10 protein-coding genes are annotated in these 12,448 nt (G+C 29.2%); 8 read left to right on the forward strand and 2 right to left on the reverse strand.

All coding sequences use genetic code 11. The features are described 5' to 3' along the window. Nucleotides 1-33: 33 nt before the first annotated feature. Complete coding sequence (locus KEC93_RS00165; protein WP_077868832.1) at nucleotides 34-627, reverse strand: DUF1836 domain-containing protein; 594 nt, start codon at nucleotides 625-627, stop codon at nucleotides 34-36. A gap of 221 nt (nucleotides 628-848) precedes the next feature. On the opposite strand from KEC93_RS00165, the gene trhA reads away from it, so the two are divergent. The 8 genes from trhA to KEC93_RS00205 all read left to right on the forward strand — a co-directional run bounded on the left by trhA (nucleotide 849) and on the right by KEC93_RS00205 (nucleotide 10,848). Further along, entirely contained in the window at nucleotides 849-1,496 is a 648-nt protein-coding gene (gene trhA, locus KEC93_RS00170) for a PAQR family membrane homeostasis protein TrhA (protein WP_011967388.1), read from the forward strand. A 229-nt stretch (nucleotides 1,497-1,725) separates the two neighbouring features. Further along, nucleotides 1,726-2,529, forward strand: coding sequence for a glutamate 5-kinase (gene proB, locus KEC93_RS00175; protein ID WP_017209551.1), 804 nt, complete (start codon nucleotides 1,726-1,728; stop codon nucleotides 2,527-2,529). Between the two features lie 25 nt (nucleotides 2,530-2,554). Next, complete coding sequence (locus KEC93_RS00180; RefSeq protein ID WP_077868833.1) at nucleotides 2,555-3,799, forward strand: glutamate-5-semialdehyde dehydrogenase; 1,245 nt, start codon at nucleotides 2,555-2,557, stop codon at nucleotides 3,797-3,799. A 274-nt stretch (nucleotides 3,800-4,073) separates the two neighbouring features. After that, complete coding sequence (gene mgsA / locus KEC93_RS00185; RefSeq protein WP_011967391.1) at nucleotides 4,074-4,433, forward strand: methylglyoxal synthase; 360 nt, start codon at nucleotides 4,074-4,076, stop codon at nucleotides 4,431-4,433. A gap of 293 nt (nucleotides 4,434-4,726) precedes the next feature. After that, nucleotides 4,727-5,506 (forward strand): SDR family NAD(P)-dependent oxidoreductase, encoded by a 780-nt coding sequence (locus tag KEC93_RS00190; protein WP_077868834.1) that lies wholly within the window; start codon nucleotides 4,727-4,729, stop codon nucleotides 5,504-5,506. Between the two features lie 640 nt (nucleotides 5,507-6,146). After that, nucleotides 6,147-7,196: a glutamine-hydrolyzing carbamoyl-phosphate synthase small subunit gene (gene carA / locus KEC93_RS00195; protein ID WP_017209548.1), complete on the forward strand. Its 1,050-nt coding sequence runs from the start codon at nucleotides 6,147-6,149 to the stop codon at nucleotides 7,194-7,196. Between the two features lie 14 nt (nucleotides 7,197-7,210). Then, nucleotides 7,211-10,420, forward strand: coding sequence for a carbamoyl-phosphate synthase large subunit (gene carB, locus KEC93_RS00200; protein WP_011967394.1), 3,210 nt, complete (start codon nucleotides 7,211-7,213; stop codon nucleotides 10,418-10,420). A gap of 194 nt (nucleotides 10,421-10,614) precedes the next feature. Next, entirely contained in the window at nucleotides 10,615-10,848 is a 234-nt protein-coding gene (locus KEC93_RS00205; protein ID WP_017209546.1) for a hypothetical protein, read from the forward strand. A 121-nt stretch (nucleotides 10,849-10,969) separates the two neighbouring features. Here KEC93_RS00205 and KEC93_RS00210 read toward each other — a convergent pair whose 3' ends face one another. Then, nucleotides 10,970-12,079: an HD-GYP domain-containing protein gene (locus KEC93_RS00210; protein ID WP_017209545.1), complete on the reverse strand. Its 1,110-nt coding sequence runs from the start codon at nucleotides 12,077-12,079 to the stop codon at nucleotides 10,970-10,972. Nucleotides 12,080-12,448: the final 369 nt, after the last annotated feature.

Here is a 12,448-nt window from a genome sequence, read left to right on the forward strand (position 1 = left end):
AATTTTTGTATTATTACTTAATTAAAATTAATGTTATTTATAATTTTTGGTACTCCCAAAACATTCATCTATTATTTTTTCACTCATACGTCTATAAAGATTACTCATGCTAACATATGCGCATATAAGCAGAAATTTTTCTTCATAGTCTCCTAAAGAATTATCTTCATTACTTATTAGATTTGTAATATTATCATAAATTTTAGTTGAGGAAGATTTTAAATCATCTAAGTTTGAATCATATATATCAAGAAAGGATTGGTATATATCATGTAATGGATATTCTTCTTCTTTTTCAAAAGCAATAATTATGGGGCTCAAGATAGTTTTTATATCTGTAAGGGACAGTGCACCTTTTAAATTGTAAATTAACCCCATTAAAATAAGATGACTTTTAGTATACTTCTTATTTTTAATTTTCATTAAAAGATTACCTTTGGCGTAGTTATTAATCATAGTTTTAGTAAGAACTTTGTCATCATCATTTCTTTTAGTGTAGCTTAATTTACTTTCAAATAGCTGCATTACTTGATCCATATATAAATCAATTTCAGGAAAATCATTTAAGTTAATGTTATTAGATGATTTTTGTGAATTTATATATGCATCAATATTAAAGTTATTCATATAATTTCACTCCTCACATAGTAATAGAAACTATGTCATTATTATAAATTTAATATTATCGAAAAGAAGTAGATAATTCAAGCATTTATGGGTAAAATACTATTTAATAAATAGAAAATAAACAAAAATGGGGTTGCAATATAAAAAAAAATATGAAATAATTCTAATATAGCAACATGTAGTTATTAAAACTACGTGGGAATAAATGGGAGGGTAAAAGAATGGAGAAATATTTAAGAGAACCTATTAATGGATTAACTCATTTTATTGGAGCAGTTCTATCATTATTTGCATTAATAGCAATGCTAGTAAAGGTATATACAAGGGGAAGTTCTACAATAACATTTGTATCAGTTTTATTTTTCGGGATAAGTATGATTTTATTATATAGCGCATCAGCAACATATCATTCAGTAATAGCAAATGATAAAGTAATAAAAATTCTAAAACGATTGGATCATTCTATGATATTTATATTAATAGCAGGGTCATATGCACCATTTTGCCTAGTGGCGTTAAATGGAAAGGTAGGAATAAATCTATTTCTAGCAGTAACAATATGTGCAGTAATCGGAATTGCATTTAAATTATGTTGGGTAACTTGTCCTAGATGGCTCAGCAGTAGCATGTATATAGGAATTGGGTGGTTTGCAGTATTTGCCATATATCCAATGTCTCAAGTTTTATCTTCATTTGGACTATCATGGTTAGTTCTTGGAGGAATAATGTATACAATAGGTGGAATAATATACGCATTAAAATCAGATAAAATAAAAGTATGGCTCTTTGGAAGACATGAAATATTTCATATATTTATTATGTTGGGAACCCTTTGTCATTTTATTTGTGTATTTGTATATATAATTTAAATCAGAATTTTAAGTTGCATTAATCTAGTAGATTATATAGGGGATAAAAGAAATACTTATTTTAAATAAATTTAGTATTCCTTTTATCCTTATTTTTTTATAAAAACATAATTACATTTATATGGAACTAGATTGTTTTATTATAAAACATCTTTTAAAACTTGATAAGATATATTAGGTATAGTAAGATAAATTATAAAGAATAAATAGACTTTAAGGGGATGGAAAAATGGGCTTTCGTCAAAGGTTAAAAGATGCTAGTAGAATAGTAGTAAAGGTTGGATCATCAACATTAACTTATGATAATGGAAATATTAATTTAAGTAGAATTGAAAAGCTAACGCGCGTATTATCTGATGTAGTTAATTCAGGTAAGCAGGTTACGCTTGTTACATCAGGTGCAGTTGCTGTTGGTGTTAATAAATTAAAATTGAAAGAAAAGCCCGAAAGTATAAGAGAAAAGCAAGCAGTAGCAGCAGTTGGACAATGCGAACTAATGCATATATATAGTAAATTTTTTGGAGAATATAGCCATGTGGTTGGGCAAGTGTTACTCACAAGAGATGTAGTAGAAGATGATCATATTAGGGAAAATGTATGCAATACATTTGAAACTTTATTAGATAATAAGATAATTCCTATAGTAAATGAGAATGATACAGTTTCAATAGATGAGATTGAGAATATAGTTAGATTTGGTGATAATGATAATCTATCGGCAATAGTTGCATCATTAATTAACGCAGATTTGTTAATAATTTTATCTGATATAGATGGGTTCTATGATTCAGACCCAAGGAATAATGAGAGTGCAAAATTACTAAATGAAGTTAGAGAAATAACTCCTGAGTTAGAAGAGTGCGCTGGAGGTGCAGGATCAAATCTAGGAACTGGTGGAATGATCACAAAATTATCAGCAGCTAAGACATCCACAAAAGCAGGAGTAGATATGATTTTAGCGAATGGAAGTGAACCAGATATAATAATAGATATTTTGAATGGTGAAGAAATAGGAACTTTATTTGTATCGTAGGTAAAATAAGAAATGGGGGCTAAAAATGAGTGAGTTAATAATTAAAGGACAAAATGCTAAAAATGCTTCTTATGATCTTGGTATTGCATCAACAAAGCAAAAAGATGATGCACTTATGATTATGGCAGAGGAATTGATAAAGGCAAAAGGAGACATAATATCAGCTAATCAAGTGGATTTAGATATAGCAGTATCAAAAGGTACTTCAAAAGCTATGTTAGATAGATTAGCTCTTACAGATGAAAGAATAGAAAGCATGGCAGCAGGGCTTAAAGATGTCATAAAACTTCAAGATCCAATAGGTGAGGTAATATCTATGTGGCAAAGACCTAATGGATTACAAATAGGTAAGAAGAGAGTACCGTTAGGAGTTATTGGAATAATTTATGAAGCAAGGCCTAATGTAACTTGTGATGCAGCAGGGCTTTGTATAAAGACTGGAAATGCTGTTATTCTAAGAGGCGGAAGTGAAGCTATTAATTCTAATAAAGCTATAGTTAAGGCATTAACAAAAGGAATTGAAAGATCTGGTTTGCCTAAGGATTCAGTACAGCTAGTAGAAGATACAAGTAGAGAAGTTGCAACTGAAATGATGAGGTTAAATGAGTTTATAGATGTTCTTATTCCAAGAGGTGGAGCAGGATTAATTCAAGCTGTTCTTAAAAATGCTACTGTTCCAGTTATAGAAACAGGAACAGGCAATTGTCATATATATGTAGATAGAGACTGCGATTTTGAAATGGCAAAAAACATTGTTATTAATGCAAAAGCATCAAGACCTTCTGTTTGTAATGCAGCTGAAAAGTTACTTATAAATGAAAAGATAGTGGAGGACTTTTTGCCGATAGTGGTTAATGCCTTAAGAGAAAACGGCGTTGCTGTTAAAGGTGATGAAGTATCACAATCTATAATTAACGACATTGAGAAAGCTGCTGAAGAGGATTGGGGAAAAGAATATTTAGATTATATAATTGCCGTAAAAGTAGTTAAAGATGTAGATGAAGCAATTTCGCATATAAATAAATATGGAACAGGGCATTCGGAAGCAATTATTACAGAGAGCTATAAAAATTCACAAAAGTTTTTACAAAGAGTTGATGCAGCAGCTGTATATGTTAACGCGTCAACAAGATTTACAGATGGTTCAGAGTTTGGTTTTGGTGCAGAAATAGGAATAAGCACTCAAAAGTTACATGCCAGAGGTCCAATGGGACTTAAAGAATTAACAACAATCAAATATATCATTTATGGAAATGGCCAAATAAGATAATACAGAGAATATAAAGGATATTATTGCATGATATTCTTTATATTCTTATATATTATAATAATTAAAGATACTAAATTAATATTTTCATGAATAAATCAACATAATTAAGTATTGCCAAGGAAATAATCTTAAAATATATAAAGTGTGTTGTAATAATATGTAAATATTTATATGATAAAATAATAATATTAAATAGACTTTATAACTATAAAAAAGTATAGTATAATCCAATGTGAAAACGTATCAAATGGATCTAAAAAGGGGGATGACAATTGTGAAAATAGCATTAATAGCACATGACAAAAAGAAGGAAGATATTATTGAATTTTCAAAGAAGTATAAGGATGTACTAGCTAAATATGAGCTAGTTGCTACAGGAACAACTGGAACGAAGATATCAGAAGCAACAGGTCTTGAAGTTAAGAGATATTTATCTGGTCCATATGGAGGAGATCAACAATTAGGTGGTCGTATTGCAGAAGGAAAGATTGATCTAGTAATATTTTTTACAGATCCATTGACAGCGCAACCTCATGAACCAGATGTATCAGCATTGCTTAGAGTTTGTAATGTACATAATGTAGCTGTTGTTACTAATATAAAAACAGCAGAACTTATAATTAAACAATTTTAAATTATGGACAAACCAGTTAAAATCATATATACAAAAACAAAATGTACTTATCAAATGATAAGTACATTTTTAGAAAAAGTAGTGTTAAATTTGAGATAGGTCAATTCAGAATTAACTGTAACTGCCTAAATTTTCTGAATATTTTATTAATTATATGATAACATAAATTATATAAATTTGCAATTAGCAATCATTTGTGTATAAATGGAGTATGAACATGATTATAATTCTAAGGTAATAGCAAGGAAATATAGCTTGTAAACTAATAGAATATCTTAAAAGGAAGGATTATAATGACTGATTTAAACAGATATACATTAATAACTGGTGGTAGTGACGGAATTGGATTTGAGTTAGCAAAAATCTATGCCAAAAATAAAGATAATTTAATTATTATAGCAAAAGACGAAATTAAGCTAAGGAATACTAAAAGTAGGCTTGAAGATCAATATGGAGTAATTGTGGAAATAATTCAATGTGACCTATCTGTGGATAAAGGTTATAAAAAGATAATAGAAGTTGTGGAAGAAAAGAATTTAATTGTGGATAATTTAATAAATAATGTAGGCATAGGTTGCTTTGGTTTTTTTCATGATTTAGAAGAGGGACTTGAAGAAAAGATAATAAATATAAATATTACCGCATTGACTATGCTTACAAAGTACTTTTCTAAAAAGATGGTTGAGAGAAGACATGGAGGCATTTTAAATGTGGCATCAACAGCAGCATTTATTGGTGGTCCTAAAATGTCTATATATTATTCAAGCAAGGCATATGTTTTATCATTAACAGAAGCAATACATGATGAGTTGAAAGATTTGGGAATCAGGGTAAGTTGCCTTTGCCCTGGGCCTGTAAGGACATCATTTCAAGAGAAGGCTGGTATAAAAAAATCACAAAGATCTAAAAGATATTTAATGAATGCTAGTGATATAGCAAAATGTGCTTACAGAGAATTTTCAATGGGCAAGACAATAATTATTCCAGGATATAAAAATAAGCTGTTGATTTTAGGAAATAAATTAATCCCTAGAGCGTTAGGAAGAAAAATTATATTAAAGAATAATAGTTAGTATTTATATTAGCTATTATTCTTTTTTTTATATAAATATGCATGCATTATATCGATTTAAATATAGCATTATCATAATAAATATTTAGTTACTTAATTGGGATACATATTTTAATTCACATATAATTAAGGATTAACATACAAAAGTAATTATTTGAATTAATGGTATATTTATATCTGAAATAAAAAGAATATGAATAAAAATTCAAATAAGTGTATTTTTATGCTTTATATAATCTTATTTTTATGATAAGATTTATATATTGAATAAATTAAAGATAAATAAGCAATAGACAATAAGTAATAAATAAAAATAATTATATTAAATATTAAACTATCCTTAAATTATCTTGACACAGGATTATCTATCAACTAGAATAGTTAGAAAGAGAAATTTTAAAAGTTAAGATACACTTTAACTTGGTCCTGTGAGGCCAAAAAGGGAAGCATGACTATGATATTTGAAAGCTGAATGAAAAATTTCATAGCTTATTTTTTGAATTCAAATATTTGTATGGTATATCACAGGATAGTGAAGAGATCAGGTTTTCTGAAATCTCTTTATTATCCTTTTGTTTTATATTAAACAAAGATTCATAAGGTGTAGTTTTAGCAAAAATATATTTGTAGGAGGCTTAAGTATGAAAGCAAAGCTTATATTAGAAAACGGCATGATTTTTGAAGGAAAAGCTTTTGGATATCTAAAAGAAAGCGTCGGAGAAGTAGTATTTACAACTGGAATGACAGGTTATCAAGAAGTACTTACTGATCCATCTTATTACGGACAAATAGTAACGATGACTTACCCTTTAATAGGGAATTATGGGATAAACCTTGAAGATATGGAGTCTGATTCAATAAAAGTAAGGGGTTTTATTGTTAGAGAAAAATGTAATATGCCAAGTAACTTTAGATGTGAATTAGAACTTGAAGATTTTTTAAAACAAGGAAAAGTTATTGGCTTGGAAGGAATAGATACAAGAGCTTTAACTAAGGTTTTAAGAAATAGTGGTACTATGAGAGGTCTTATAGCACTAGAAGATGTTGACGATGAATATGTGAAAGAAAAAATAGCAGGATTTTCTACTAAGGAAGCTGTAAAGACTGTTACAACAAATAAGTCTTATGTGGTTGAAGGAACAGGAAAACATATTGCGGTTATGGATTTCGGTATAAAGACTAATATAATAAGGAATTTCAAAAAGAGAGGCTGCAAATTAACTATATTCCCAGCAACAGCAACAGCAGAAGAAGTTTTAAATATTAACCCGGACTTAATATTTTTATCTAATGGACCTGGGGATCCAGAAGATTTAGATTTTGCCATAGAAAATATTAAAAAATTAGTTGGAAAGAAACCAATAACAGGTATTTGCTTAGGGCATCAATTATTGGGATTAGCGTTAGGTGGTAAAACTACTAAATTGAAGTTTGGACATAGAGGATGCAACCATCCTGTTAAAGATTTAGAAGCTAATATTGTGCATATAACTTCGCAAAATCATGGGTATGTAGTAGAGAAGTTACCAGATGACATGGAAGTTACTCACGTTAATATAAATGATGGAACTGTAGAAGGAATGAAACATAAGACTTTACCAATATACTCAGTTCAATTTCATCCAGAAGCATCAGCAGGTCCAAAAGACAGTGAATATATATTTGATAAGTTCTTAGAATATGCACTATAGGAGGTTTTAGTAAAATGCCATTAAATAAAGATATAAAAAAAGTTTTAGTTATAGGATCAGGTCCGATAGTCATAGGTCAAGCAGCAGAGTTCGATTACTCTGGAACTCAAGCTTGTGAAGCATTAAAATCAGAAGGTATAGAAGTTGTACTTGTAAATTCAAACCCTGCAACAATAATGACTGATAAAGAAGTTGCAGATAAAGTTTATTTAGAGCCATTAACATTAGAATTTGTTGAAAAAGTAATAGCTAAGGAAAGACCAGACAGCTTACTTGCAGGAATGGGTGGTCAAACAGGACTTAACCTTGCAGTAGAATTACATGATTCTGGTATATTAGAAAAATACAATGTAAAAGTAATCGGAACCTCTATTGCATCAATTAAAGAAGGTGAAGATAGAGAGTTATTTAGAGATATGATGAATAGGATTGGAGAACCAGTTATAAAGAGTGAAATTGTAACTGACTTAACTGCAGGTTTGGAGTTCGCTAATAAGATTGGTTATCCAGTTATAGTTAGACCAGCTTATACATTAGGAGGATCTGGCGGTGGTATCGCTGATGACGAGGAACAACTTAGAACAATATTAGAATCGGGACTTCAACTAAGCACAATTGGTCAAGTTCTACTTGAAAAGAGCGTTAAGGGGTGGAAAGAAGTAGAGTACGAAGTAATGAGAGACTCTTATGGAAACTGTATTACTGTATGTAATATGGAAAATATAGATCCTGTTGGTATACACACTGGAGATAGTATAGTTGTAGCTCCATCACAAACTCTTTCAGATAAAGAATATCAAATGCTTAGAACAGCATCAATAAATATAATAAATGCAGTTGGAATTGAAGGTGGATGTAATGTACAGTTCTCGCTAAATCCAAATAGTTTTGAATATGCAGTTATAGAAATAAATCCGAGAGTTTCAAGAAGTTCAGCACTAGCATCAAAAGCAACAGGATATCCTATTGCAAAACTTGCTGCTAAAATAGCTCTTGGATATGGATTAGACGAAATAAAAAATGCTGTTACACAAAAAACATATGCGTGTTTTGAACCAACACTTGATTATGTTGTAGTAAAAATACCAAAATGGCCTTTCGATAAATTCTTTGGTGCTGACAGAGAACTTGGAACAAAAATGATGGCAACTGGAGAAATTATGGCTATTGGAGCCAATTTTGAGCAGGCGTTTTTAAAAGGAATTAGAAGCTTAGAAATAGGAAAATATTCATTAGATCATAATAAATTTAAAGAATATAGTATTTCAAAATTAAAGAGCATAGTAATGAAGCCTGATGATGAAAGAATCTTTGCATTAGCTGAGATGATAAGAAGAGATTACATGATAGATAGAATAAATAAAATTACTGGAATCGATATGTTTTTCTTAGAAAAAATAAAGTGGATAGTTGAAGAAGAACAAAGATTAAAATTAAGTAAAATAGAAGATTTAGATAAGGAATGGTTACATCATTTAAAGAAAAAAGGATTTTCTGATAAAGCTATAGCTGATATGCTAAAGGTTAGTCCAGACGATGTATATAGATTAAGAGACATATGGAGTATAAAGCCTTCATATAAAATGGTTGATACTTGTGGAGGAGAATTTGAAGCATTATCTCCATACTATTACTCAACTTATGAGCAATATGATGAAGTAGAAGTATCAAATAATAAAAAAGTTATAGTTATAGGTTCAGGTCCAATAAGAATAGGGCAAGGTATTGAATTTGACTACGCGTCAGTACATTGCGTAAAAGCACTAAAGAAACTTGGAATTGAAACTATTATAGTTAATAACAACCCAGAAACAGTAAGTACTGATTTTGATGTATCAGATAAGTTATATTTTGAGCCATTAACGGAAGAAGATGTTTTAAATATAATAGAAAAAGAAAAACCAGATGGTGTAATACTTCAATTTGGTGGTCAAACAGCTATTAAGCTTGCAAACTTCTTAAAGGAACAAAATATTGTAACGCTTGGAACTACAGCAGATCAAATAGATATGGCTGAAGATAGAGAAAAGTTTGATGAATTACTAGAAAGATTAGGAATATCAAGACCAAAAGGTAAAGGAATATGGTCTTTAGAAGAAGGATTAGAAGAAGCTAAGAGATTAAAGTTCCCAGTACTTGTTAGACCTTCATATGTAATTGGTGGTCAAGGAATGGAAATAACTCATGACGAAGAAGAGTTAACATACTACTTAGAAAATGCTTTCGCTAAAGACAGTAAAAATCCAATACTTATAGATAAATATCTAATGGGTAGAGAAATAGAAGTAGATGCCATATCAGATGGAGAGAATATTTTAATACCGGGTATCATGGAACACTTAGAAAGAGCTGGAGTTCATTCAGGGGATAGTGTAACTATGTATCCAAGCCAAAATATATCTGACAAAATTAAAGCAGATGTATTAGAGTATACTAAAAAATTAGCATTAGCAATTGGGATAAAGGGTATGATAAATATTCAATTCATAGAATTTGAAGGAGAATTATATGTAATTGAAGTTAATCCAAGAGCATCAAGAACAGTACCATATATAAGCAAGGTAAGTGGAGTTCCAATAGTAGATTTAGCTACACAAGTAATGCTTGGCGCTAAATTAAAGGAATTGGGATATGGAATAGATGTATATAAGGAACCTGAACTAGTTTCAGTTAAAGTTCCAGTATTCTCAACTCAAAAGTTACCTAATGTTGAAGTAAGCTTAGGACCTGAAATGAGATCAACAGGAGAAGTTTTAGGAGTTGGTAGAAACATAAAGGAAGCACTTTACAAAGGATTTGTTGGAGCGTATATGTATCCTTCAAAGGAAAAAGGAAAAATACTTGCTACAATAAATAAGCATGATAAGGCAGAATTCCTACCAATAGCAAAAGATCTAGCATCAGTAGGATACAAATTTATTGCAACATCAGGAACTTGCGCTTTATTGAAGGAAGCAGGTATAGAAGTAGAAGAAATAAGAAAGATAGATGAAGAAGAACCAAATATTTTAGATATAGTTAAAAACAGAGAAGTAGACCTAGTTGTAAATACTCCAACAAAAGGAAATGATTCGAAAAGAGATGGTTTCTTAATAAGAAGAGCAGCAGTTGAGAGAAACTTAGGAGTAATTACAGCATTAGATACATTAAGAGCAATTGCAGATGTGGAACTTGAGAAGTTTGATGAGAATAAGGATTTGGAAGTATTCAATATAGCAAAATAAAAATTAATGAGTTAAAGCGGTATTAAAAAGACTAATCAAGTTACTGCACTTATTTAAAAATTAAAACTAGGATATGACAGATGATATCCTAGTTTTTTTCATGAAATATATTATTAAAAGGAAATATTGACAAGTGAACATATGTTCTGTATAATACAATTAATGAACATATGTTTGCTAAGGAGATGTGTATTATGAACGAATCGGGAAATTTTTTTGTTAAGTTAAACTGTAAAAGCATTGATAATATTAGAAGCTTAATTATAGATAAACAGGGTAATTACATAAAACAACAAGAAAAATACATAATGTGTGCTGGAAAGTATGATAAAAATGGTTGGACGTTAGTTTTTAGAGCTAAAAGTTTTAAAGAAGCTGAAGCATTAGCAAATTTGAATCCATTTCTAAATAGAAGAAGCATAAATTAAAGTACATAAAATCTAGATGAATTTTCATACTATATATCTAAACTTTCATTCATTAACTAGTGAAAAATTAAAGAATATATAAAAAATAAGCTACAAAAATTTTATAATTTAGTAGCTTATTTTATATTTCATATTTTATATCAGAAATGACAATTGAAAGATTTTCTATTAAATTGACTTTAGAACCAATTTTATTAGGATAATCGCTTTTAAGTATTTTTATAGTTGGTCTTAATGGAAAGTTAGGCATAGTCTCTTCAACTACTCCTACATCACCATTGCTAAGGCTTACAATTGTTCCCTGAGGGAATGGGATAACAATTTTACAGAATACGTTAAGCATATCATGATCAAAGAGTGTTCCGGCATTTGACATTAAGTATTCGAGTGCATCACTAGGACACATAGCTCTTTTATAAGGCCTGTCAGAAGTTAATGCATCATAAACATCTGCAATACTTACAATTCTAGCGAGATAGCTGATTTTATTACCAGATATACTATTAGGGTAACCTAGTCCATCAAATCTCTCATGATGTTGCAGAACTATAAGTTTGATATGAGAGCTTAAGCTAAAAAAGTTATTCAAAAATTTATATCCATATAGAGAATGATTTTTTATTACTTCAAATTCTTCAGGTGTTAATTTACCTGGCTTTTGAAGAATTTCACTTGGAATAAATGATTTTCCTATATCATGAATTAGCGCACCAATGCAGAGATAAGTTAGATTGCGCTTAGATAAATTTAAGCTGATTCCAAGTATAAGTGATATTACAGCAACATTTACACAATGAGCATAAGTATAATTATCCATGCTCTTTATATCAACTAAAGAAATCAGTATATTTTTATTTGATAAAACATTATCTAATAACTCTTCTGCTATATTAGTAATTGAATTGAAATATTGTTGTTCCTGCTTTGTATACTCACTAATACTCCTCTTTTCAAATTTATGAACAGAAGCTATTCTTTCTATATCAGAGAATGTTTCTTTAATTACAGATATAGATTTTTGCCTTAATTCTGGCTTTATAACATCTTCAATTTCAGCAGAACTATAGTCATCAATTATATATAAAGAGAATATTTTATATTCCTTAATTTTTTGCAACATAATATCGTTTAACAGAATACCAGCTCTAAGTAGACATCTACCATCAGGGGTATATATGTCTTTGCCTAGCAATGAATTTTCTCTTACACATTCAATTGGAATTAATCGCATGATTATACCTCACCAAATTAATAATAATCATTATATCATAAATAACATGTAAATTTATACAATGATAATGCAAAAATCTTAAAATAATATCTAAAATTCGCATATATTATGAAAATATTTTTATATAAAAAGACGTTTATTCTGAATGATATAGAGTTTTTTGATAAAATTATATTTAATAATGTAATTAAAAAGGTTATGTAAATAAGTTAATATTTGATAATTCATTTAATTATCAAATTGAGTAGATGGAAAGCAGAAATTATAGACATTGGATAAATAAAGTAATAAAATATTTGTAGATAAAATATATTAAAGAATAATAAATCAGATTTATGTTTACTTTTTTATTATTGTAATTTTAAATAT

The organism is Clostridium beijerinckii (genome assembly GCF_018223745.1).
Taxonomy (GTDB): domain Bacteria; phylum Bacillota; class Clostridia; order Clostridiales; family Clostridiaceae; genus Clostridium; species Clostridium beijerinckii.

Excerpts from the sequence above, each read along its gene's own strand:
- KEC93_RS00165 (WP_077868832.1), bottom strand. The coding sequence starts at position 627 with ATGAATAACTTTAATATTGATGCATATATAAATTCACAAAAATCATCT.
- trhA (WP_011967388.1), top strand. The coding sequence starts at position 849 with ATGGAGAAATATTTAAGAGAACCTATTAATGGATTAACTCATTTTATT.
- proB (WP_017209551.1), top strand. The coding sequence starts at position 1,726 with ATGGGCTTTCGTCAAAGGTTAAAAGATGCTAGTAGAATAGTAGTAAAG.
- KEC93_RS00180 (WP_077868833.1), top strand. The coding sequence starts at position 2,555 with ATGAGTGAGTTAATAATTAAAGGACAAAATGCTAAAAATGCTTCTTAT.
- KEC93_RS00190 (WP_077868834.1), top strand. The coding sequence starts at position 4,727 with ATGACTGATTTAAACAGATATACATTAATAACTGGTGGTAGTGACGGA.
- carA (WP_017209548.1), top strand. The coding sequence starts at position 6,147 with ATGAAAGCAAAGCTTATATTAGAAAACGGCATGATTTTTGAAGGAAAA.
- carB (WP_011967394.1), top strand. The coding sequence starts at position 7,211 with ATGCCATTAAATAAAGATATAAAAAAAGTTTTAGTTATAGGATCAGGT.
- KEC93_RS00205 (WP_017209546.1), top strand. The coding sequence starts at position 10,615 with ATGAACGAATCGGGAAATTTTTTTGTTAAGTTAAACTGTAAAAGCATT.
- KEC93_RS00210 (WP_017209545.1), bottom strand. The coding sequence starts at position 12,079 with ATGCGATTAATTCCAATTGAATGTGTAAGAGAAAATTCATTGCTAGGC.